This window comes from Kutzneria viridogrisea DSM 43870, assembly GCF_000525635.1.
Lineage (GTDB): Bacteria > Actinomycetota > Actinomycetes > Mycobacteriales > Pseudonocardiaceae > Kutzneria > Kutzneria viridogrisea.
On sequence record NZ_CP007155.1, the window covers coordinates 8,316,138 to 8,338,847 of the forward strand.

Annotated in this window: 23 protein-coding genes; 2 read left to right on the forward strand and 21 right to left on the reverse strand. The window is 70.7% G+C overall.

What is annotated here, in order from left to right; genetic code table 11:
• Positions 1-12: 12 nt before the first annotated feature.
• Genes kdpC through KALB_RS50010 form a run of 5 tightly spaced genes read right to left on the reverse strand, consistent with a single transcriptional unit; the run spans position 13 to position 4,646 of the window.
• Complete coding sequence (gene kdpC, locus KALB_RS36075; protein ID WP_025360542.1) at positions 13-645, reverse strand: potassium-transporting ATPase subunit KdpC; 633 nt, start codon at positions 643-645, stop codon at positions 13-15.
• 5 nt (positions 646-650) lie between these two features.
• Positions 651-2,756: a potassium-transporting ATPase subunit KdpB gene (gene kdpB / locus KALB_RS36080; protein WP_025360543.1), complete on the reverse strand. Its 2,106-nt coding sequence runs from the start codon at positions 2,754-2,756 to the stop codon at positions 651-653.
• Entirely contained in the window at positions 2,753-4,414 is a 1,662-nt protein-coding gene (gene kdpA / locus KALB_RS36085) for a potassium-transporting ATPase subunit KdpA (RefSeq protein ID WP_025360544.1), read from the reverse strand. The genes kdpB and kdpA overlap by 4 nt, the downstream gene beginning before the upstream one ends.
• Positions 4,414-4,515 carry a K(+)-transporting ATPase subunit F gene (gene kdpF, locus KALB_RS36090; protein WP_025360545.1) on the reverse strand — a complete coding sequence of 34 codons (102 nt, stop codon included), beginning with the start codon at positions 4,513-4,515 and terminating at the stop codon, positions 4,414-4,416. The genes kdpA and kdpF overlap by 1 nt, the downstream gene beginning before the upstream one ends.
• Positions 4,512-4,646 (reverse strand): hypothetical protein, encoded by a 135-nt coding sequence (locus KALB_RS50010; RefSeq protein WP_268872230.1) that lies wholly within the window; start codon positions 4,644-4,646, stop codon positions 4,512-4,514. Before KALB_RS50010 ends, kdpF begins: the two co-directional genes overlap by 4 nt.
• 285 nt (positions 4,647-4,931) lie before the next feature.
• Here KALB_RS50010 and asnB point away from each other — a divergent pair, with 285 nt between their 5' ends.
• Positions 4,932-6,773 carry an asparagine synthase (glutamine-hydrolyzing) gene (gene asnB / locus KALB_RS36095; RefSeq protein ID WP_025360546.1) on the forward strand — a complete coding sequence of 614 codons (1,842 nt, stop codon included), beginning with the start codon at positions 4,932-4,934 and terminating at the stop codon, positions 6,771-6,773.
• An 82-nt stretch (positions 6,774-6,855) separates the two neighbouring features.
• Positions 6,856-7,287 carry a MarR family winged helix-turn-helix transcriptional regulator gene (locus KALB_RS36100; RefSeq protein WP_025360547.1) on the forward strand — a complete coding sequence of 144 codons (432 nt, stop codon included), beginning with the start codon at positions 6,856-6,858 and terminating at the stop codon, positions 7,285-7,287.
• On the opposite strand, the gene KALB_RS36105 is transcribed toward KALB_RS36100, so the two are convergent.
• The 16 genes from KALB_RS36105 to KALB_RS36180 all read right to left on the reverse strand — a co-directional run bounded on the left by KALB_RS36105 (position 7,284) and on the right by KALB_RS36180 (position 22,495).
• Positions 7,284-8,057: a hypothetical protein gene (locus KALB_RS36105; protein WP_025360548.1), complete on the reverse strand. Its 774-nt coding sequence runs from the start codon at positions 8,055-8,057 to the stop codon at positions 7,284-7,286. The genes KALB_RS36100 and KALB_RS36105 overlap by 4 nt on opposite strands.
• Before the next feature lie 53 nt (positions 8,058-8,110).
• Positions 8,111-8,977, reverse strand: coding sequence for a bifunctional DNA-formamidopyrimidine glycosylase/DNA-(apurinic or apyrimidinic site) lyase (gene mutM, locus KALB_RS36110; protein ID WP_025360549.1), 867 nt, complete (start codon positions 8,975-8,977; stop codon positions 8,111-8,113).
• Positions 8,978-9,043: 66 nt separating this feature from the next.
• Positions 9,044-9,796 (reverse strand): ribonuclease III, encoded by a 753-nt coding sequence (gene rnc / locus KALB_RS36115; RefSeq protein ID WP_025360550.1) that lies wholly within the window; start codon positions 9,794-9,796, stop codon positions 9,044-9,046.
• Between the two features lie 45 nt (positions 9,797-9,841).
• The gene (gene rpmF / locus KALB_RS36120) at positions 9,842-10,024 is read right to left on the reverse strand and encodes a 50S ribosomal protein L32 (RefSeq protein ID WP_030109596.1); all 183 of its coding nucleotides are present in this window, start codon (positions 10,022-10,024) and stop codon (positions 9,842-9,844) included.
• Positions 10,025-10,026: 2 nt separating this feature from the next.
• Positions 10,027-10,614, reverse strand: coding sequence for a YceD family protein (locus KALB_RS36125; RefSeq protein ID WP_035971172.1), 588 nt, complete (start codon positions 10,612-10,614; stop codon positions 10,027-10,029).
• 600 nt (positions 10,615-11,214) lie between these two features.
• Positions 11,215-11,931 (reverse strand): SPFH domain-containing protein, encoded by a 717-nt coding sequence (locus KALB_RS36130; RefSeq protein ID WP_025360552.1) that lies wholly within the window; start codon positions 11,929-11,931, stop codon positions 11,215-11,217.
• A 111-nt stretch (positions 11,932-12,042) separates the two neighbouring features.
• Entirely contained in the window at positions 12,043-12,483 is a 441-nt protein-coding gene (locus KALB_RS36135; protein WP_025360553.1) for a guanyl-specific ribonuclease, read from the reverse strand.
• A 19-nt stretch (positions 12,484-12,502) separates the two neighbouring features.
• On the reverse strand, positions 12,503-12,925 hold the full coding sequence (locus tag KALB_RS36140) for a guanyl-specific ribonuclease (protein ID WP_025360554.1): 423 nt from the start codon (positions 12,923-12,925) through the stop codon (positions 12,503-12,505).
• Between the two features lie 74 nt (positions 12,926-12,999).
• Positions 13,000-13,482 (reverse strand): pantetheine-phosphate adenylyltransferase, encoded by a 483-nt coding sequence (gene coaD / locus KALB_RS36145; RefSeq protein WP_025360555.1) that lies wholly within the window; start codon positions 13,480-13,482, stop codon positions 13,000-13,002.
• 51 nt (positions 13,483-13,533) lie between these two features.
• Positions 13,534-14,085 carry a 16S rRNA (guanine(966)-N(2))-methyltransferase RsmD gene (gene rsmD / locus KALB_RS36150; protein WP_025360556.1) on the reverse strand — a complete coding sequence of 184 codons (552 nt, stop codon included), beginning with the start codon at positions 14,083-14,085 and terminating at the stop codon, positions 13,534-13,536.
• Complete coding sequence (locus tag KALB_RS36155) at positions 14,082-14,624, reverse strand: NAD(P)H-dependent oxidoreductase (RefSeq protein WP_025360557.1); 543 nt, start codon at positions 14,622-14,624, stop codon at positions 14,082-14,084. The genes rsmD and KALB_RS36155 overlap by 4 nt, the downstream gene beginning before the upstream one ends.
• Before the next feature lie 163 nt (positions 14,625-14,787).
• Positions 14,788-15,354, reverse strand: coding sequence for a TetR/AcrR family transcriptional regulator (locus KALB_RS50015; protein WP_025360558.1), 567 nt, complete (start codon positions 15,352-15,354; stop codon positions 14,788-14,790).
• A gap of 30 nt (positions 15,355-15,384) precedes the next feature.
• Entirely contained in the window at positions 15,385-17,061 is a 1,677-nt protein-coding gene (locus KALB_RS36165) for a M16 family metallopeptidase (RefSeq protein WP_025360559.1), read from the reverse strand.
• A complete protein-coding gene (locus KALB_RS36170; protein WP_025360560.1) occupies positions 17,058-18,002 on the reverse strand; it encodes a hypothetical protein in 945 nt (314 codons plus the stop codon). Before KALB_RS36170 ends, KALB_RS36165 begins: the two co-directional genes overlap by 4 nt.
• Positions 18,003-18,049: 47 nt before the next feature.
• Positions 18,050-18,940 (reverse strand): arginase family protein, encoded by an 891-nt coding sequence (locus KALB_RS36175; RefSeq protein WP_063750765.1) that lies wholly within the window; start codon positions 18,938-18,940, stop codon positions 18,050-18,052.
• Positions 18,941-19,117: 177 nt separating this feature from the next.
• Positions 19,118-22,495: a pyruvate carboxylase gene (locus KALB_RS36180; protein ID WP_025360562.1), complete on the reverse strand. Its 3,378-nt coding sequence runs from the start codon at positions 22,493-22,495 to the stop codon at positions 19,118-19,120.
• Positions 22,496-22,710 lie beyond the last annotated feature (215 nt).

Below are 22,710 nucleotides of genomic sequence, written 5' to 3' on the forward strand. Positions count from 1 at the left end.
CTCGGCCACTCACTAGTGCCTGGCGGCCTTCACCGCGAGGTTGAGCGCGAGCACGTTGACCGTCGGCTGCCCGACGAAGCCAGCGCCCCGGCCCTTCGTGTTCTCGGCGACGATCTGCGCCACCTGGGACTCGGTCAGGTGGTTGACCTTGGCCACCCGCTTGAGCTGCAACTGGGCGTAGGCCGGGCTGATGTCCGGGTCCAGTCCCGAGCCCGAGGCCGTCACGGCGTCGGCGGGCACCTGGGCCACCGGCACGCCCTCACGCTGGGCGATGGCCTCCTGCCGCTTCTTCACGGCCTCGACCAGCTTCGGGTTGTCGGCGGCCAGGTTGGACGGGCCGGAGCTGGACGGGTCGCCGGGGCCCAGCACGTCCTGGGCGCCCGCCGAGGGCCGGTTGTGGAAGTACCGGTCGTTGGCGGGGTCGTCCTTGGCGTTGGGGTCGACCGGGTCCACGCCGATCAGCGAGGAGCCCACGGCCTGCCCGTCCACGGTCACGATCGACCCGTTGGCGTTGGCCCGCAGCCCCGGGATCTGCCCGATGCCCCAGATGGCCAGCGGGTAGACCAGGCCCAGCAGCACGGTCATCACCAGCAGCAGCCGAAGTCCGGCCGCGGTCTGCTTGAGCACAGCGGAGAACCAGCGCATGACAGTCACCCAATCCCGGGGATGAGACGGACCAGGAGGTCGATCAGCCAGATGCCGAGGAACGGCGTGATCACGCCACCGACCCCGTAGATCAGCAGGTTGCGGCGCAGCAGCGAGGAGGCGCTGGCCGGTCGGTAGCGCACCCCGCGCAGCGCCAGCGGGATCAGCAGCACGATGATCAGCGCGTTGAAGATCACCGCGGAGATGATCGCCGAGGCGGGCGTGGCCAGGTGCATGATGTTGAGCCGCCCGAGGCCCGGGTAGATCGCGGCGAACATGGCGGGCAGGATCGCGAAGTACTTCGCCAGGTCGTTGGCGATGCTGAAGGTGGTCAGCGCGCCGCGGGTGATCAGCAACTGCTTGCCGATCTCCACGATCTCGATCAGCTTGGTCGGATCGGAGTCCAGGTCCACCATGTTCCCGGCTTCCTTGGCCGCCGAGGTGCCGGTGTTCATCGCCACGCCGACGTCGGCCTGGGCCAGCGCGGGCGCGTCGTTGGTGCCGTCACCGGTCATCGCGACCAGCTTGCCGCCCTCCTGCTCCTTGCGGATCAGGGCCATCTTGTCCTCGGGCTTGGCCTCGGCCAGGAAGTCGTCCACCCCGGCCTCGGCGGCGATGGCCCGCGCGGTCAGCGGGTTGTCGCCGGTGATCATGACGGTCTTGATGCCCATGGAGCGCAGCTCGTCGAACCGCTCCTTCATGCCGGGCTTGACCACGTCGGACAGCCGGATCACGCCGCGCACCAGTGCGATGCCGTTCGCGTACTCGGCGCAGACCAGTGGGGTGCCGCCGTCCTGGCTGATGCCGTCGACCACCTCGTGCACCTCGTCGGGCACCTGCCCGCCGTGCTCGATCACCCAGGCGCGCACCGAACTGGTCGCGCCCTTGCGCACCATGCGGCCGTCGATGTCGATGCCGGACATGCGGGTCTGCGCCGCGAACGGCACGAACTCGCCCGCCTTCTCCGCGTCGCTGGCCTCGGCGGCCAGGCCGTGCGCGGTGACGCACAGCTCCACGATGCTGCGGCCCTCGGGCGTGCCGTCGGCCAGGCTGGACAGCCGCGCCGCACGGGCCAGGTCGTCCACAGTGGACGTCCCGACCGGGATCAGCTCGGTGGCACGGCGGTTGCCGAAGGTGATCGTTCCGGTCTTGTCCAGCAGCAGGGTGTCCACGTCACCGGCGGCCTCCACGGCACGCCCGGACATGGCCAGCACGTTGCGCTGCACCAAGCGGTCCATGCCCGCGATGCCGATCGCCGAGAGCAGGGCGCCGATCGTGGTCGGGATGAGGCAGACCAGCAGCGCGGTCAGCACGATCACCGACTGCCCGTTGCCGGAGTAGATCGCCATCGGCTGCAACGCGACCACCGCGAGCAGGAAGATGATCGTCAGCACCGCGAGCAGGATGGTCAGCGCGATCTCGTTGGGCGTCTTCTGCCGGGACGCGCCCTCCACCAGGGCGATCATCCTGTCCACGAAGGACTCACCGGGCTTGGTCGTGATCTGCACGACGATCCGGTCGGAGAGCACGGTGGTGCCGCCGGTGACCGCGCACCGGTCGCCGCCGGACTCGCGGATCACCGGCGCGGACTCGCCGGTGATGGCCGACTCGTCCACGGTGGCGATGCCCTCGACCACGTCGCCGTCGCCGGGGATGACCTCGCCGGCCTCGACGACCACCAGGTCGCCGATGGTCAGCTCGGTGCCCGGCACTCGCTCCTCGGTGCCGTCCTCGCGCAGCCTGCGCGCGATCGACTCCTTCTTGGTGCGGCGCAAGGACTCCGCCTGGGCCTTGCCGCGCCCCTCGGCGACGGCCTCGGCCAGGTTCGCGAACAGCACGGTGAACCACAGCCAGACCGTTGCCACGATCGTGAACACGGTGGGCTGGCTGACGGCGAACACGGTGGACAGCGCCGACCCGACCCAGACCACGAACATGACCGGGTTGCGCATCTGGTGGCGCGGGTTGAGCTTGCGCAGCGCCTCGGGCAGCGAGCTGAGGAGCTGCCTCGGGTTGAACGCGCCCGCCTGGAGCTTGCGGCCGGCGTTCTCCGCGTGGTGCTGCTGCACCTCCTCCACGGAACGGTTCCTGGTGTCGGTGTTGGTGGTCATGACAAGGCCTCCGCGATGGGACCGAGGGCGAGCGCGGGCACGAAGGTCAGCGCGGCGACGAGCAGGACGGAACCGGCCACCATGGAGGCGAACAGCGGCCCGCTGGTGGGCAGGGTGCCCGCCGAGGGCGGCACCTTCCGCTGCGCGGCCAGGCCACCGGCCAGGCACAGCACCGCCAGGATCGGGATGAACCGGCCGAAGGCCATGCACACACCGAGGGTGGACTGGAACCAGTCGTTGGTGACGGTCAGGCCGCCGAAGGCGCTGCCGTTGTTGTTGGAGGCCGAGGCGTAGGCGTAGAGCACCTCGGACAGGCCGTGCGCCCCGGAGTTGGTCAGGGCGTCCCCGGTGGCGGGCAGCACCACGGCGATGCCCGCGAAGACCAGCACCAGCGTGGGCATGGCCAGGATCGCGATGGAGGCCATGGTGATCTCCTTGCGCCCCAGCTTCTTGCCCAGGTACTCCGGGGTGCGGCCGACCATCAGCCCGGCCAGGAACACCGCGATGATCGCGAACACCAGGATGCTGTAGATGCCGGTGCCGACACCGCCCGGGGAGATCTCGCTGAACAGCATGTTCAGCAGGGCCCCGCCGCCGCCCAGCCCGGTGAGGCTGTCGTGCGCGGCGTTGACCGCGCCGGTGGAGGTGCCGGTGGTGCTGTCCGCGAACAGCGCCGAGGACGGGATGCCGAACCGGGTCTCCTTGCCCTCCATGGCCGATCCGGCCAGCAGCGCGGCGGGCCCGTTCGGGTGCGCCTCGGCCCACCAGATGACGGCCAGCATGCCGCCCCACAGGAAGGTCATCACCGACAGCAGGGTGTAGCCCTGCTTGCGGTCACCGATCATGGTGCCGAAGGTCCTCGTGAGGCTGACCGGGATGACCAGGATCAGGAAGATCTCGATCAGGTTGGTCCAGCCGTTGGGGTTCTCGAAGGGGTGCGCCGAGTTGGCGTTGAGCACCCCGCCGCCGTTGGTGCCCAGTTCCTTGATGACCTCCTGGCTGGCCACCGGGGCCAGCGCGACGGTGTGCTGGGCGCCGTCGATCCCGGTGACGTCCACGCCACCGGACAGGCTCTGCACCACGCCCAGGCCCATCAGCACCACGGCGAAGAGCACGGCGATCGGCAGCAGCACGCGGACCACGGCACGGGTGATGTCCACCCACACGTTGCCGAGCCGGTCGGTGTTGGCCCGGGTGAAGCCGCGGATCAGCGCGACGGCCACGGCGATGCCCACGGCCCCCGAGACGAAGTTCTGCACGGTCAGCCCGGCCATCTGCACCAGGTGGCCGAAGGCCTGCTCGGGCACGTAGGACTGCCAGTTCGTGTTCGTCACGAAGCTGACGGCGGTGTTGAACGCCACCGAGGGCGAGATCTCCGGGCGGCCCAGTCCCAGCGGCAGCACGGTTTGCAGGCGCTGCAACAGGTACAGGAACAGCACTGACACGAAGGAGAAGCCCAGCACCCCGTAGGCGTAGGTGGACCAGCGCTGCTCGGAGTCCGGGTTGACCCGGACCACCTTGTACAGCGCGCGTTCCAGCTTCCAGTGCCCCTTGCTGGTGAAGGCCCTGGCCATGTAGTCACCGAGGGGCCGGTACACCACGGCCAGCGCGGCGAGCAGGAGGGCGAGCTGGAGCAAGCCAGCCCAAGTGTCGTTCATCAGAACTTCTCCGGCTTGATCAGGGCGATGAACAGGTAGACCAGCAACAACAGGGCGAGCACGCCACCGATGACGTTCGCCAGCAATCCGGCGCCGTTCACAGCCGCTCCAATCCCCTCAACATCAGTGCCAGCAGACCGAAGACGCCGATCAGCAGCACGGCGTAGGCCAGATCGGCCATCACCGCTCCCCTCAACCCGGACCGCCCCGTCGGCGGCCACGACCGGCGCAAGCGTGCATCCGCGAACTGGGGGTGCCGCCGCGCCTGACGGCCTCTTGACGGCGGCCGGGAGCGCGTTGACGGGATCTTGACGCCCAGAGTGAGCCAGCTCCCTGTGTCGCAGACCACAGTCGGGTGAAAAACCGTTCCGACCAGGTGTTAAACCCAGCCCAAGATCAGCACTTTCCGTGTTTACGCCACTGCGTCTAGCCACGACCCGGCGTAAGTAGTTTCATAGTTGATGAATGTAGTTACACCGCCGACATGCGTTGGCAACACTGGGAGGAGCGCGTCGACATGTGCGGTATCGCGGGGTGGGTGTCCTTCGAGCGTGACCTGGCCGCCGAGCGAGCAACCGTCGATGCGATGACCGAGACGATGACCTGCCGGGGCCCGGACGCCGAGGGCGTCTGGATCGACCGGCACGCCGCGTTGGGCCACCGCCGACTGTCCATCATCGATCTCGAGGGTGGGCGCCAGCCCATGGTCGTGGAGACCCCGGAGGGTCCCGTGGCCATGACCTACAGCGGTGAGGCGTACAACTTCACCGAACTGCGCAGGGAACTGGCCGCCCGCGGCCACAAGTTCCGCACCGACAGCGACACCGAGGTCGTGCTGCACGGCTACCTGGAGTGGGGTGCCGGGGTCGCCGAGCGGCTCAACGGCATGGTGGCCTTCGCGATCTGGGACTCGCGCAGCCAGCAGCTGGTGATGGTCCGCGACCGCATGGGCATCAAGCCCTTCTACTACTACGAGACCGCCGACGGCGTGCTCTTCGGCTCCGAGCCCAAGGCGATCCTGGCCAACCCGCTGGCCAAGCGCGTCATCGACGCGGACGGCCTGCGCGAGCTGTTCACCTTCAGCAAGACCCCGGGCGTGGCCGTGTGGCAGGGCATGCGCGAGGTGCAGCCCGGCACCGTGGTGACCGTGGACCGCAACGGCCTGCGCACCGCCGTGTACTGGAAGCTGGACAGCCGCAAGCACACCGACGACACCGAGACCAGCGTCGCGCACGTCCGCGAACTGCTCGACGACATCGTGGCCCGCCAGCTGGTGGCCGACGTGCCGCGCTGCGTGCTGCTGTCCGGCGGCCTGGACTCCAGCGCCATCACCGCGCTGTCCGCCCAGCAGCTGGGCAGGGTCGGCGAGAAGGTCCGCAGCTTCGCGGTGGACTTCACCGGCCAGACCGAGAACTTCAAGCCCGACGAGTTCCGCGCCACCCCGGACACGCCCTTCGTGCACGACGTGCAGAAGCACGTGGGCTCGGTGCACCAGGACATCGTGCTGGACCCCACCGCGTTGTCCGACCCGGACGTGCGCCGCGCCGTGGTGACCGCCCGCGACATCCCGTTCGGCCTCGGCGACATGGACGGCTCGCTCTACCTGCTGTTCAAGGCGATCCGCGAGCACTCCACGGTCGCGCTGTCCGGTGAGTCGGCGGACGAGGTCTTCGGTGGCTACAAGTGGTTCCACGACCCCGAGGTGCAGAAGGCCGACATCTTCCCGTGGCTGGCGGCCAGCAGGCAGATGGGTGGCGGCGCGGTCAACGTGCTCAACCCCGAGCTGGCCGGGTCCCTGGACCTGGGCGGCTACCTCCAGGACGGCTACGCCAGCGCGGTGGCCGAGGTGGAGAAGGTGCCCGGTGAGACCGAGCACGAGCACCGCATGCGCGTGATCAGCTACCTGCACCTGACCCGGTTCGTGCGCATCCTGCTGGACCGCAAGGACCGGATGAGCATGGCGGTGGGCCTGGAGGTCCGCGTGCCGTTCTGCGACCACCGGCTGGTCGAGTACGTCTACAACACGCCGTGGGGCATGAAGACCTTCGACGGCAGGGAGAAGAGCCTGCTGCGCGCGGCCACCCAGGACGTGCTGCCGCGCTCGGTCGTGGAGCGGGTCAAGAGCCCGTACCCGTCCACCCAGGACCCGAACTACGCCGCGGCCTTGCAGCAGCAGGTCAAGGAAGTCCTGGCGGACAACGACAACCCGGTCTTCGACCTGGTGAACCGGGCCTGGCTGACCGACCTGGTCGCCGCCGACCCGGCCAGCGTGGACACCCAGAGCCGCAACGGCCTGGAGAAGACCCTGGACTACTCGTACTGGCTGCAGGCGTACCGGCCGGAGATCAAGGTCGGCTGACCCACGCTCGGGTGCAATCCGGACAGATAGGGCCGGCCGTCAGTATCCTGACGGCCGGCCCGCGGTTTTTCGGAGGCGATGAGTGACTACCCAGGCCAACAGCCAGGAAGCGTTGCAACTGGTGCTGTCCCTGCACCGCATGGTGCGCTGCCTGCGGCACGCCGCGCCCGCCGCGGGGCTGTATCCGACCCAGCTGATCGTGCTGTCCCTGCTGGCGGGCGGCGGCCCCACCCGGGTGGGCGAACTGGCCGCCCAGGTGCCCTGCTCGCAGCCCACCGCCACGACCATCGTCAGCAGCCTGGAGGCGCTGGGCCTGGTGCGCCGCGAACCGGACCCCGCCGACGGCAGGGCGATCCGGGTGACCCTGACCGAGCAGGGCCGGGAGACGGTCATCTCCGTGGTGCACGGCGAGGCGGAACTGCTCAGCGAGCGACTGGCCGAGCTCAGCGAGGAGGAGCAGGACCTGGTGTTGCGCGCGGGCCCGCTGCTCAGGCGCATGGCCGAGCCCCGCTAGCCCGCCACCCGGATCAGGCTGAGCACCAGCCCCGCCGCGAAGGCGTTGAACGCCACCACCGGCGGCAGCAGCCTGCGGTCGGACTTCGCGCCGCGGCCCAGCGCGATCGACACCACCGAGGCGGGGATGCCCGCCAGCAGGGCGAGCAGTCCGCCGTGCCCGGTGAACTCCGCCAGCACCGCCATGGGCACGACCGCGCGCACCAGCCACCACGCCGGTTGCAGGCTGTAGACGTAGCCGAGGACCAGGCCGAACCAGTTCGACTCGTCCGGCTCCAGGTAGGGCAGCAGCCCGCTCAGCTCGGGCAACCGCGCGGCGGCCCGCACCTCCTCGCTGCCCCGCACAACGGCGGGCACGCACGCCGCCACGCCCAGCACGGTGAGCGCCAGCAGCGGCACCGTGAGGCCGATGGCGTTGGTGCGGAACACAAGTCCGAGCAGCACCCCGCCCAGGGTGGCTGCCGTCAGCCCCACCAGCAGCAGGCGGGCCGCACCGGTGCTCGGGGCCCGGGGCCCGGCTGGACCTCGCCGCTGCCCGATGACCTCGGTCTCCGCCGCCAGTTTCGGCGGCGGCTCGGTGTAGCCCAGGCTCGCCCGCAGCTTCCGCGCGTAGGACTCCGGCGTGCCAAGGCGGTCCACCAGCCTGGCCAGCCCCACCTCGGCGGCCACCTGCGCCACCTCGGCGTTGGCCTCCGCGAGCAGGCTCGCGCACTGCTCACTGGGCAGGTCGCCGAGGGCGGTCCGCATCCGGGCCAGGAAGTCGGTGGTCATGCGCGGTCCTCACGATGAGTGCGGCACCACCACTTATACGCCGTCGGACCGGCCTAGTCCCGCATGGACCTGGGCCTGGGCTGACAAACCGGACAGGAGAACGCGGACCGGTTCATGAACGGGTCCCTGCGGATCACCCCGCCGCAGCGGCGGCACGCCCTGCCCTCCTGCCCGTACACGGCCAGCGCCCGGTCGAAGTAGCCGGACTGGCCGTTGACGTTGACGTAGAGCGCGTCGAAGGAGGTGCCGCCCGCGAGCAGGGCCTCCCCCATGACCTCGGTGGCCGCGGTCAGCAGTTCCCCGGCCTGAGCCCTGGTCAGCTTCTCGGTGGGCCGCGCCCAGTGCAGCTTCGTCCGCCACAGCGACTCGTCGGCGTAGATGTTGCCCACCCCGGACACCAGGGTCTGGTCCAGCAGCGCGCGCTTGACCCAGGTGCGCCTGCGCCGCATGGCGTCCACCGCCGCGCCCAGGTCGAAGGCCGGGTCCATCGGGTCGCGCGCGATATGCGCCACCGGGGTCGGCAGCAGTTCGCCGTCCACCAGCACCTGGTCGGCCGTGGCCAGCCCGCCGAAGGTGCGCTGGTCCACGAAGCGCAGCTCGGGCCCGTCATCGTCGAAGCGGACCCGCACCCGCAGGTGCTTCTCGTCGGGCGCGCCCTCGGGCTGCACCAGCATCTGCCCGCTCATGCCCAGGTGGGCCAGCACGGCCTCACTGCCGTCCAGGTCCAGCCACAGGTACTTGCCGCGCCTGCGCGCCGCCAGCACCTCGCGCCCGGCCAGCCGCCCGCTGAAGTCCTCGGGCCCCGGCAGGTGGCGGCGGATCGCCCTGGGGTGCAGCACCTGCACGGCCGCGATGCGCCGCCCCGTGACGTGGGCGTCCAACCCGCGCCGCACGACCTCGACCTCGGGCAGCTCCGGCACCGGTACCTCCTGACAGCGTGAGAGCGCCGCCCCGGTGGGACGACGCTCTCACGGTTGCGTGGTGTGTCAGCTCTGGTCGCCGGAGGCGGACTCCTGGGGGCGCACCTGCTCGGACAGGGTCCGGTAGGCGGCCTCGGCGGCCTTCTGCTCGGCTTCCTTCTTGGTGCGACCGTCGCCGGAGCCGTACGGGCGCCCGCCGACGAACACGGTGGCCGTGAACTCCTTGCGGTGGTCCGGCCCCTCGTCGTCCACGCGGTACTCGGGCACGCCGAGCTGCTCGGACGCGGTGAGCTCCTGCAGGCTGGTCTTCCAGTCCAGACCGGCGCCCCGCAGCGGGGCCTCGATCAGCAACGGGTCGAACAGCCGGTGCACGACCTCGCGGGCGATGTCGATCCCGTGCGCCAGGTAGACGGCGCCGATCATGGCCTCGAGACCGTCGGCGAGGATGCTCGCCTTGTCCCTGCCGCCGGTCAGCTCCTCGCCCCTGCCCAGCAGCAGGTGCGCACCCAGCCCGCCCTCGCCCAGGGTGCGGGCGACTCCGGCCAGTGCGTGCATGTTGACGACGCTCGCGCGCAGCTTGGCCAGCTGCCCCTCGGGGAGATCGGGGTGCGTGCTGTACAGGTGGTCGGTCACCACGAGTGAGAGAACGGCGTCCCCGAGGAACTCCAGACGCTCGTTCGGCGGCAGACCGCCGTTCTCGTACGCGTAGGACCGGTGGGTGAGTGCCAACACGAGAGACTCGGCATCCAGCTGGATACCGAGCGCCTCGAGAAGCAGACCGCGATCCGGAACCGGACCGCGGGAACCCTTACCTCCCACAGACCCCGCCTCCTCCTGCAAAGTGCGTTCGCCGGGAGGTGGGGATCAAGCCGGCTGGACGACCTGGCGGCCGTCGTACTGGCCGCAGCTCGGGCACGCGACGTGCGACAGGCGCGGCTTGCGGCAGGCGCGGTTGGAGCAGGCGACGAGGCTCGGTGCAACGGCCTTCCACTGCGCCCGGCGCGTACGGGTGTTGGAGCGGGACATCTTCCGCTTGGGGACGGCCACGACTAGCTCTCCTCCTCGGTCCCGCCGAACCGCTCTTTCAACGCGGCCCAGCGAGGATCAATCGTCTCATGCGTGTGGTCGGGCTCCAGCTCGACCCACCTGGCCCCGCAGCCGGGGCACAGGCCCCTGCAGTCCGGGGTGCACAGCGGGACCTGCGGCAGCGCGAGCACCACGGCATCGCGCACCGCCGGTTCCAGGTCGATCAGGTCGTCGACGAGCCTGGAAACCTCGTCTTCGTCCGTGGTGGCCTCGGTCGCGCTGTCCGGGTAGGCGAACAGCTCGGTCAGGTCCACCTCGACCGTGCCGGACAGCGGCTCGAGGCACCGCGAGCACTCGCCGACGGTGTCCGCTGTCGCGGTCCCGGAGACGAGGACGCCCTCCACTACCGACTCGACCAACAGGTCCAGCTCGACGTCCACACCGGGCAGCACGCCGACCACCTCCGGCAGGCCGAAGCCGACCGGAGCGGGCGCGGTGCGCTGGTAGCCGCGGCTCAAGCCCGGCCGACGCCCGATGTCCCTGGTGTCGATCACCCAGGGTCCGGTCGTCGATGGCTTCGCGGTACGCGCGTTCGTCTGGTTCTTGGGCATGGTGGTTGTGTCGCTGGTGGGGTGACTTACCGTGTCCAGCCCGACAAGGGTACTCAACCCAGCCCTCCGAACGGAAATCGCCAGGTCAGAGCCCTGCTGGGCGGGACTCGCACACCCGTGGCCGGGACTCGCGGACGTGCGGGCGGGACTCGCGGACTGGTCGGCGAGTCCCGCTCTGAGGCCGGCGAGTCCCGTTCACCACAACCCGCGCCCCGCCAGGACCGCCAGCCACGGGGCCCGCGTCTTCGCGCCGGTCTCTGGACCGCAGGCCCGAGATGATCACATCTGTCCAGTGATCATCTCGGGACAAGGGAAGAGACCGGACCTCAGCGAAGACGCCGCGCTCCGGAGGAGCGCCAAGAGCGAAGCGGGCCGCGTCTTCGCGCCGGTCTCTGGACCGCAGGCTCAGGATGATCACATCTTTCCAGTGATCATCCTGAGCCAAGGGAAGAGACCGGGTCAGAGCGAAGACGCCGCGATCCGGAGGATCGCAGAGAGCGAAGCGGGAACACCCACCCCCAACCGACACCCAAGTCCGCTCAGGTGAGGCCGCATCAGTCCAGCGGCCGAACCTGGGCAGCGGGGCAGCGGGAAGCGCTCTCAGTCCCGGTAGTCGAACGGGGCTGAGGACGGGGCGGGCACGGCGGCGCGCAGGCTCGCGCGGCCCTTGCCCACGGTGCGCAGGGTGTGCGCGAGCAGGTCCTCGAAGTCGGCGAGCTTGGCGTCCACGTAGGCGTCGCACTCCCCGCGCAGGCGGTTGGCCTCGCCACTGGCGGCGTCCAGGATGCGCGCGGACTCGGCGTGCGCGGCCTGCACCACCTCGGTCTGGTTGACCAGCCGTGCCTGCTCGGCGCGGCCGTCCTCCACGGCCCGCTCGTAGCCGGCGCGACCGGCCTGGATCATGCGCTCGGACTCGCCCTGCGCCCTGCCGACCAGGTCCTCGTACTCGTGCCTGCCCGCGTTGACCGTGCGCTCGGCCTCGGCCCGCGCGTCGGCGACCATGCGCTCGGCGTGGGCTCGGGCCTCGGCCACCATCTGCTCGGCCTCGGCCCGTGCCTCGGCGAGGGTCTGCTCGGCCTCGCTGCGGGCGCCGCCGATGGCCTGCTCGGTCTCGTGCTGCGCCTTGTTGACGATGCTGTCCCGGTGGTCGAGCACGTCCTGCGCGTCGTCGAGTTCCCTGGGGATCGCGTCCCGGATGTCGTCGAGCAGTTCGAGGAGATCGCCACGGGGGACCACGCAGCCCGAGGTCATCGGCACCCCACGCGCTTCTTCGACGATCGTGACGAGTTCGTCGAGGGCCTCGAACACCCGGTACACGCGTCACACTCCCCTTCGGCTACACGGCTGGCAGTGTCCAGTCTGCCGGTTCCGGGGCCGTGAGCCGCGCAGGACGAGCCTGGCGTGTCCGGGTGTCCGGGCCGCGATCGGTCAGGCGTTGATGTTGACCAGCTGGAACGTCTTGTAGTGGTCACCGGTGTAGAAGTACTCACCGGCGCTGCCGGTGACGATCCGGCGGGTGCCCCTGGTCGGCGCACCGGGCGTGATCACGGTGTACTCGTGGTAGTAGCTGCTGGAGCTGCACACCGGCAGCACCTTCTCCACGTTGGTGAACACCGAGCCGTCCTTGCCCGGGTACGGGAACGGGCCGCCCTGCTTGATCAGCTTCACGGTGTCGGTTGCCTGCTTGGGCAGGCTGGACAGCGCGACCTTGCGGTAGCCGGAGGTGTCCCCGCAGCCGGCCTGCGCGACGGTGGCGTGCCCGACTGCCTGCGGTGCGGCGACCGAGGGTCCGGCCAGCCCGATCGCGCCGAGCACGGTGAAGGCGGCGACGAGCAGGAATTTGGTGATCCTGTTAGACGTGGTGACCATTCTTCACAAGCCCCCGAATTCAGCTGTTGATGTCGACCAGGACAAAGCTCTCGTAGTGGTCAGCCGTGTAGAAGTACTCACCGGCGCTACCGGTGATGATTCGCCGCGTCCCACGGTTGGACGAACCCGGCGTGATCACCGTGTACTCGTGGTAATAACCCGAGGCGCAGGCGGGCAGAATGCCCTCCCGGTTGCCGAAAACGACACCGTCGTTCTTCGGGTACGGGAAGGGGCCACCCTGCTTGATCAGGTCCACGGTGTCGGTGGCCTGTGCGGGCAGGCTGGACAGCGCGACCTGCTGGAACTCCGAGGTGTCGCCGCAGCTGGCCTGCAGCACCCCGACCGGCGCGGCGCTGGCCGTGACGGCCAGACCGGCGGTGCCCGCGAACGCGAGCAGCAGAGCAAGCAGGGCCTTCACGGCTCGTGACGTGAGGTAGCTCATAGGCCCTGACGCTAACGCCTCAAGGTGATCACCAAAAGACCTCTGCATTAACCTGCCATGGCAGGGCGCGAATTTCAGGCCCGTTCGGCCAGCCGCTCGGTCAACCGCGCGTGAATCGTCTCCGGCAGCAGGTGCGCCACATCTCCGTGGTAGGTGGCGACCTCTTTGACCAGCGAGCTGGACAGGAAGCTGTAGAGCGGGTTGGTGGGCATGAACAGGGTCTCCACCGAGGTGAGCTGGTGGTTCATCTGCGCCATCTGCAACTCGTAGTCGAAGTCGCTGACCGCGCGCAGGCCCTTGACGATCACCTTGATGTCGTTGGCCTTGCAGTAGTCCACGAGCAGGCCGTGCCAGGTGTCCACCCGCACGTTGGGCAGGTGGCTGGTGACGTCCCGGAGCATCTCGACCCGCTCCTCCACGGAGAACAGGGTCTTCTTGTTCTTGTTGATCATCACGGCGACGACCAGCTCGTCGGCCACCAGGGCGGTCCGGCCGATGATGTCCAGGTGGCCGTTGGTGACCGGGTCGTAGGAGCCGGGGTAGACCGCACGCCTCATGGCCGGACCGTAACAAACATGGGGCCACCGCACCTGTTCGCGTGGTGGCGATCACTCAGGGCGTTCGGCCCAGTGCACCGCGGTGTCCCCGTACTTCTTGCTGCGGAAGGGTTCCAGGCCCTCCGGCCAACTCGGCTCCCCGCTGCGGGCGGCCCGCTCCACCAGCACCAGGCCGCCCGGCGCGGTCCAGGTCACGACCCCGGCGAGCACCAGCGCCAGCTCCTCGTTGGTGACCGCGTAGGGCGGGTCCGCCAGCACCAGGTCGTACGCCCCGGCGGGCGCACCGGCCAGCACCGAGCGCGCGGTGCCGTGCCGGACGTCCACCCCGGACAGGCCGAGCGCCTTGGCGTTGCGGCGCAACACCTCCACCGCCCGGTGCTCGGACTCGACGAAGGTCGCCAGCGCGGCCCCCCTGGACAGCGCCTCGAAGCCCAGCGCGCCGGAGCCCGCGTACAGGTCCAGCACCCGCGCCCCGTCCAGCTCCATCGCCGACTCCAGCGCGCTGAACAACGCCTCCCGCACCCGGTCCGAGGTGGGCCGGGTGCCCTTGGGCGGCACGTCGATGCGGCGTCCGCCGGCCGTTCCGGCCACGATCCTGGTCACGCCACCATCGTGGCGTACGGCCGTTCGAGCAGTGCGCGGTAGGTCTTCGCGTGCAGCGCGAGCTGCTCGTCGTCCACCGTGCGCACCGCGTGCAGCACCAGCGGCTCGGCGAAGTGCAGACCGGTGAGCTTCGCCGTGGCACGCAAGGGCTGCCACAGCGCGTCCATCGTGACCCCGTGCCGCCCCTCAGGCGTGTAGTCCTCGTCGCTGCCGCCGGTGGACGTGACCACCTGCAGGGTCTTGCCGTGCAGGGCCGTGCCGCCGGTGGCGTAGGCCCAGCCGCGCAGGAACACCTCGTCGATCCACTGCTTGAGCAGGCCGGGCACCGAGTACCAGAAGAACGGGAACTGCAGGACGACCCGGTCGTGCTCGGTGAGCAGCCGCTGCTCGCGCCGCACGTCGATCACGTGGTCCGGGTAGGCCGCGTACAGGTCGTGCACCGTGACGCCCTCAACCCCGCGGATCTCCGCCGCCAGCGCCGCGTTGATCCGCGACTCGCCCAGCTGCGGGTGGGCCAGCACCACCAGTGTGTGCGCCATGATCATCCCCTCAGAACTGAACAGACAGGTCTGTCTGATTTCGAGCTCACGCTAACAGACAGGTCTGTCTGGTTACAAGGGGCGGGCGCCTATGTCATGAAGGTGCCGTTCGAGACACCCGGTGTCTTGAACGGCACCTTCGTGACATGGAGGCGGGGCGGGCTCAGCCGCAGCTGGCGGCGATCACCACGCGGGCGGCCTGCTGGGCGGCGAGGCCGACCTCGGGCGAGGGTTCCACGGCCCCGGCGGCGAGCCCGCCGTCGATGAGCAGGGTGAGTTGCAGCGCGAGCAGGTCGGGGTCGGCGGCACCCGCGGCAGCGGCCAGCTCGCGCAGCCAGGCGCGGACGGCCTGCTTGTGCCTGACGGTGGCCTCGTGCACGGGGGTGCCGGGGATGGCCTCGCTGGCGGTGTTGATGAAGGCGCAGCCCCGGAAGGTGGCGGCCTCGGCGATCTCGCGCAGCGCGTCGAAGGCACCGATCATCTGCGCGCGCGGGTCGGGCCCGGCGGCCTCGGCGGCGCGGCGCAGGTGGGCGGTCCACCGCACGTCGGCGCGCTGCACGTAGCTGAGCACCAGGTCGTCCTTGGACGGGAAGTGCGCGTACAGGGTCGCCTTGGCCACGCCGGACTCGGCGATGATCCGGTCCACGCCGACCGCGCGGAAGCCGTGCTCGTAGAACAGCTGCGCGGCGGTCTCCAGGATCCGCTCGCGGGCCGCCGATGGCCTACCCATGACCGAAAGTGTACAGACCGATCTGTCTGATCACCCGGACCTGCGGTAGCGCTTGACGAACTGCACGGCGCAGTAGGCGCCCGCGATCCAGAGCACGACCACCGCGCGCCACTCCGAGACGCTGGACGCGGCCTGGCCGATGAGTTTGACCAGCAGCACCAGGCCGAACACCAGCGAGGCGGTGGCGATCAGCGCGTAGATCACGGTCATCGCCGACCAGCGCGAGGTCCCGGACGAGGCGGGCCGCGGGGCGCGCGGCACGAACGCCGGGATGTCCTCCGGGTCGCGCGCGGGCATCGGCACCACGACCTCGGGGTCCACCCCGGCGTCGATCAGCGCGAGCTCCTGTGGCGGCACGGTGTGCAGGGTCGGTTCCACGTGCACGGTGATGGCGTCGTGGCCGATCAGCCTGCGCGCGCCGTCCGGCCAGGTCAGCATCACGGAGCACGCCGCGAACAGCACGGTGAGCGGGCCGGAGGGCGTGGTCATCGTGATGCCCTCCGCGGTGACGGCGATGCCGGTGCCGTCCTCGCGCAGGCCGGGGTGCACGGTGCCGCCGACGGCCGTGTCGGACCTGGTCGGGGCGGGGACGAAGCCCGCCCAGTCGGCGGTGTGCCCGGCGGGAACGAGCAGCAGGCCGGTGGACATCGCCTCCACCGCGACGGCGTGCACGTCCTGAGCCGACACGGCACGCAGCTCGGCGCGGAGTTGCTCGGTGCTCTGGCTCGGGTAGCCGGTGAGCAGGTTCACCGCCATGCCGGGCAGGCGCATGGCGTCCACGTCGGGGTCGGTCAGCGCGGTGAGCGCCTTGTCCCGCGCACTGTCCACATCGGACTGTTCGATCCGGCCCACCTTCAGCTTGGCCAGCACGTCCACGAAGCCGCCGAGCACGGCGTCCTGCTTCTCCGGCAAGGAGTCGGCCACCGCCACCAGCGTCGCGAACTGGTCACCGCGCGGGTGGTACGAGGCACCGGCCCGGTAGGAGTTGCCGTCCTCCTGGCGCAGTGCGCGGAACAGTTCGCGCTCCAGCACCGCCCCGTACAGCGAGGCGGCGGTGCTGCGCCGCACCACGGCGTCGAACATGACCTGGCCGTCCTCGCTGGCGAAGTACGCGGGCGTGGCGGGCAGCGCGGAGGTGATCGGCGGCAGCGGCCGCCGCTCCCCCTGTGGCAGCGGCAGGGACAGCCCGGCGGGCACGCCCTCGCCCGCGATCCACAGCACCGCGTTGTCCCTGGTGAACCAGGTGGCGGCCCAGGAGCCCAGGTCCTCGGCGGTGAGCCGGGGCAGGCCCAACTCGGGGTAGCCCGCGATGCCGTGCCCGCGCGAGCCGTAGCGCCACAGGCCCATCGCGTCCACCAGGCGGTCACCGCGACCGGCCCGCTCGGTGCGCAGGATCGACTTCTCGGTCTCCAGCCGGTCCAGCGGCAGGTCGCCGAGGGACTGGCAGACGCTGCGCAGGTAGGTGATCACCTCGGACTCGGCGCCCTGGGTGAAGAACTGCGTGGTGATCAGGCCGGTCGCGGCGTTGGCCTCGTGGTCGGCCAGTCCGTGCCGGAACAGGGCGAGGTGCTCCAGCAGGTGTGTGATGCCCGCGCGGGACAGCGGCTCGTCGGCGACACCGACCCGGAACACCAGCCCGGCTCTCAGCGGCCCGGACATCGGCGCGACCAGGGTGGGCACCCCGTCGACCTCGGTCTGCTTGATCATGACTGCGGTCTCCCCTGCACCGACGCACGCACCTTGCGGTACTTGGCCGCCGCGTCCTCGAAGTAGTGCCACGGGTGCTCGTTCGCGAGGTCGCCGAGCATGTCGAAGCAGCGCGCCGCGGCCTCCTCGCTCCCCGTGATGCCCAGCACCAGCGCGAAGGTGCTGGCGGCGCCGACCCAGCCGTAGCCCCTGCCGAAGTCCGGGTGCAGGACGGATCGCCGGGCCGCGTCCAGCACCTCCGCACGCACCTCGGGCCGCCGCAGGTAGTCGGCGCGCTCCCGGGCCGTGTCGAGGTCGATGTACTGCTCCAGGTGGACCTCGGGGATCAGCGTGGGCGAGGTCGAACCCGCGGGCGCGTTCGCGGCGCACTCCCGCGCGAAGCCGAAGGCCTTGTCCCAGGTGCCGCCCCACTTCGGGCAGAACTGCTGCAACAGCCTGGACTGTGCCTGGAAGTGGTGCGGCGCGTGCCTGGCGAGCCGGTCGTAGCGGCGCTTCGCCTCGTGCTGTCCCAGTTGCAGGCCGAGGGCGGTGGTCAGCCGCACGCTCCACGCGGGCGCGTTGTCCGGCTCGCGGGCGGTCAGGTCGATCAGGATCGGCTCGGCCCTGCGCAGCCAGTCGTGCATGCCACGGAACTGGTCCTCGCTGACGTACTCGGCCCGCGCACCGGAACGCACCTCCCAGGCCAGGGCGACGTAGCGGGCCGCGCGCAGCAGGCTGCTCAACGAGGAGTCCGGGGCGCGGTCGTAGAACTGTTCGGAGCCGGGCAGGTCGCTGGCGTAGCCCACCACGTAGCCGACCGCGGCGGCGTCGGGCAGCCCGGCGAAGAACAGTTCGACGGAGGTCCAGTCCCGCGCGGACACGGCGTCCCTGAGCGCTGCCAGTTCCGGGAACGCGGCCAAGCGGTCGAAATTGGGCGGCCCCGGGGCCGGTCTGCTGCTCACCGCCCGAATGCTAGGTCAAGCACCGCCACATGCGAGGCGTTTTCACATCAGAGCGGGTGGCGCACCGGCCGGTTGCTCAGGTCGGCCTGCGCGGGCAGCACCGTGGAGTGCGCGTGCAGTGCGGCGCCCACCGCGCGCAGCACCGGCACGAGCACGCGCAGTCGCTCGGGGTTGTCGGTGGCGCACTCGGTGATGCCCGCCCCGACGATCGGGCGCAGCGCGGCCACCGCGCGGATCGCGGCCACCAGTTCCGCGATGGTCAACCCGCCCGGCTCGGGGCAGGTCACCTCGCCGAACTCGCTGGGATCCAGCACGTCCAGGTCGATGTGCAGGTAGAACTGCGGCGAGCGGGAGGCGACCACGGCGTCGGTGACCCAGGAGGTCTGCCAGCCCTGTTCCACGGGCACGTGCCGGACCAGCCCGCGGTCGATCAGCGCCTGCTCGCCGGGGTCCAGGTTGCGCGCGCCCACCAGCACGACTCGTCGCGCGGAGACCGGCACCTCGGCCACGAAGTCGCGGTCGCCCTCGCCGAAGGCGTGCCGCAGCGCCATGCCGTGGTAGGCCCCGGACGGGGAGGTCGCCGGGGTGTTCAGGTCGCCGTGCGCGTCGAACCACAGCGCGCCGAGCCCGGGGCCGAACCGCTTGCGTGCCAAGGCGAGCGGCACGGTTTCCACCCCGCAGTCCCCGCCGATGGTGAGCACGGGACCCCGCGCCTGCGCCAGCGCGGCGGTCTGCGACTTCCGGTTCGCGACCAGCACCTCGCGGTTGGCGATGCCGCTCACCGCGGGCGAGATCCCCGCCCGCACAGGCACTCTGCGCACGTCGAGGCCGAGCACCACGCCAGCCAGGTCGGCAAGGGCATGACAGGCGGTGGGCAGCCACGGGGACTTCCCGACCACGGCGCCCTGACGCTGGGCGACAGCCTGCAACTCCAGCACTACACAACCCTGTCAGCGACGGGACACCCGCCGCCAGACGGCAACACGGGGAACATGACATCACCCTACCGAGTGATGCATGTCCCCCGTGTGAACAGGATCTGCCCCGAGTGGGCGGGACTCGCGTGCCGGAGGGCGGGACTCGCGGGCGATTGCGTCGCGAGTCCGCCCCGTTGGCTACGCCAGCACGACGAGCAGGTCGCCGCCCTCCACCTGCTGCTGCGAGCCGATGGCCAGCCGCTGCACCGTGCCCGCCTTCGGCGCGGTGATGCCCGCTTCCATCTTCATCGCCTCGATGGTCGCCACGGTCTGCCCGGCCTCCACGGTGTCGCCCTCGGCCACCGCCATGGTCACGACGCCCGCGAACGGGGCCGCCACGTGGTTGCTGTTCCCGCGGTCGGCCTTCTCGGCCACCGGCACGTCGGCCGCCACCGAGCGGTCGCGCACCTGGATCGGCCGCAGCTGCCCGTTCAGCACCGCCATGACGGTGCGCATGCCGCGCTCGTCGGCCTCGCCGATGGCCTCCAGCGTGATCAGCAGCCGCACGCCGCGCTCCAGGTCGACCTGGTACTCCTCGCCGGGCCGCAGCCCGTAGAAGAAGTCCTTGCTACGCAGCACGCTGGTGTCCCCGTAGGCGTCCCGGTGGGTGCGGAACTCCTTGGTGGGCGCCGGGAACATCAGCCGGTTCAGCGTGCCGCGCCGGTCGGTCTCCAGCCCGCGGTTGTCCTCCTCGGACAGCTCGGTGACCTTCTTCGGCGCGGACCGCCCGCGCAGCGCCTTGCTGCGGAAGGGCTCGGGCCAGCCACCGGGCGGGTCGCCCAGCTCGCCGTGCAGGAAGCCGACCACCGAGTCCGGGATGTCGAACCGGCCCGGGTCGGCCTCGAAGTCGGCGGGCGCCACCCCGGCGCCGACCAGGTGCAGGGCCAGGTCGCCGACGACCTTGGAGGAGGGCGTGACCTTGACCAGGCGGCCCAGCATGCGGTCCGCGGCGGCGTACATCGCCTCGATGGCCTCGAACCGGTCGCCAAGGCCCAGTGCGATGGCCTGCTGGCGCAGGTTGGACAGCTGCCCGCCGGGGATCTCGTGGTGGTACACGCGGCCGGTCGGCGCGGGCAGCCCCGACTCGAAGGGGGCGTACACCTTGCGCACGGCCTCCCAGTACGGCTCCAGGTCGCACACCGCCTGCAGGTCCAGCCCGGTGGTGCGGGCGGAGTGGTCGGTGGCGGCCACGATCGCCGACAGCGAGGGCTGCGAGGTGGTGCCCGCGATCGAGGCGGTGGCCCCGTCGATGGCGTCCACGCCCGCCTGGATGGCGGCCAGGTAGGTGGCCAACTGCCCGCCCGCGGTGTCGTGGGTGTGCAGGTGCACCGGCAGGTCGAACTCCTTGCGCAGCGCGGTGACCAGCCTGCTGGCGGCGGGCGGGCGCAGCAGCCCGGCCATGTCCTTGATGGCCAGCACGTGGGCGCCCGCGCCGACGATCTGCTCGGCCAGCTTGAGGTAGTAGTCCAGGGTGTAGAGCTGCTCGGCCGGGTCGGACAGGTCGGCGGTGTAGCAGAGCGACACCTCGGCCACGGCCTTGCCGGTCTCCCGCACGGCCTCGATCGCCGGGCGCATCTGCTCGATGTCGTTGAGGGCGTCGAAGATGCGGAAGATGTCGATGCCGGTCTCCGTGGCCTCCTCAACGAAGGCCCTGGTCACCGACTCCGGGTACGGGGTGTAGCCCACGGTGTTGCGCCCGCGCAGCAGCATCTGCAGGCACAGGTTGGGCGCCGCCTCGCGCAGCGCCGCGAGCCGCTCCCACGGGTCCTCGGCCAGGAAGCGCAGGGCCACGTCGTAGGTCGCGCCGCCCCAGCACTCCAGGGACAGCAGCTGCGGGGTCAGCCGCGCCACGTGCGGGGCGACCTGCACCAGGTCCTTGGTCCGCACGCGGGTGGCCAGCAGCGACTGGTGCGCGTCGCGGAAGGTCGTGTCGGTGACGAGCACGCCCGCGCTGTCGCGCATCCAGCTCGCGAAGCCCTCCGGGCCCAGCTCGGTCAGCTTCTGCTTGGAGCCAGCGGGGGCCTCGGCGGACAGGTCGACGGCGGGCAGCTTCTCCCTCGGGTCCACCGAGGTCGGGCGCGGGCCGTTGGGCTTGTTCACCGTGACGTCGGCGAGGTAGGTCAGCAGCCTGGTGCCGCGGTCGGCGGACTGCCGCGCGGTCAGCAGGTGCGGGCGCTCCTCGATGAACGCCGTGGTGACCCGGCCGCCGCGGAAGTCCGCGTCGTCCAGCACGGCCTGCAGGAACGGGATGTTCGTGGACACGCCGCGGATGCGGAACTCCGCCACGGCACGGCGGGCCCTGGCCACGGCCGTCTCGAAGTTGCGGCCGCGGCAGGTCAGCTTGACCAGCATCGAGTCGAAGTGGGCGCCCACCGCGCTGCCCGCACCGATCGCGCCGCCGTCCAGGCGGATGCCCGAACCGCCCGGCGAGCGGTACGCGCTGATCACGCCGGTGTCCGGGCGGAAGCCGTTGACCGGGTCCTCGGTGGTGATCCGGCACTGCAACGCCGCACCGCGCAGGTACACCGCGTCCTGGCTCAGCCCCAGGTCGGACAGGGTCTGCCCGCTGGCGATGCGCAGCTGGGACTGCACCAGGTCGACGTCGGTGACCTCCTCGGTGACCGTGTGCTCCACCTGGATGCGCGGGTTCATCTCGATGAACACGTGCCTGCCCTCGCGGTCCACCAGGAACTCCACGGTGCCCGCGTTGCGGTAGCCGATCTGCTTGGCGAAGGCCACCGCGTCGGCGCAGATCTTGTCCCGGACCAGCGGGTCCAGGTTGGGTGCCGGGGCCAGCTCGATGACCTTCTGGTGCCGCCGCTGCACCGAGCAGTCCCGCTCGTACAGGTGGATCACGTTGCCCTCGGCGTCGGCGAGGATCTGCACCTCGATGTGCCTGGGCTGCACCACGGCCTGCTCCAGGAAGACCGTGGCGTCGCCGAAGGCCGACTCGGCCTCGCGCATCGCGGCCTCGATGGACTCGCGCAGCGTGCTCTCGTCCAGCACCCGGCGCATGCCGCGCCCGCCACCACCGGCCACGGCCTTGACGAAGATCGGGAACCCGATCTGCCCCGCGGCGGCGAGCAGCGCGTCCACGTCGGTGGAGGGCTCGCTGGACTGGAGCACGGGCAGCCCGGCCGCCTTGGCCGCGGCGATGGCCCGCGCCTTGTTGCCGGTCAGCTCCAGCACCTCGGCGGGCGGCCCGACGAAGGTGATGCCCGCGCGCTGGCAGGCGCTGGCCAGCTCCGGGTTCTCCGAGAGGAAGCCGTAGCCTGGGTAGATCGCGTCGGCGCCCGCCTTGCGCGCCGCCTCGACGATCTCCTCCACGGACAGGTAGGCCCGCACCGGGTGGCCAGCCTCGCCGATCTCGTACGCCTCGTCGGCTTTGAGCCGGTGCAGCGAGTTCCGGTCCTCGTACGGGAAGACCGCGACTGTTCCGGCGCCCAGTTCGTAGGCAGCGCGGAAAGCGCGGATGGCGATCTCGCCCCGGTTGGCGACGAGGACCTTTCGGAACATCCGATTCCTCCCGTTTGCAGCAGAGCGGGTCGTGCCCGCACGGTACCGGGGTTGTCCAAGCTGGCGGGAGAACCATCCCGGGTGATGGACATCATGCTGATCGATCAATGTGACGCATTTGACCTGGTGAGACCCGTTCGGACGCAAGGTACCGATCAGTAACAAGTTCACATCACGTTTGGCGGCCCGGGACTCACGGTCCCCTGGCCGGGACT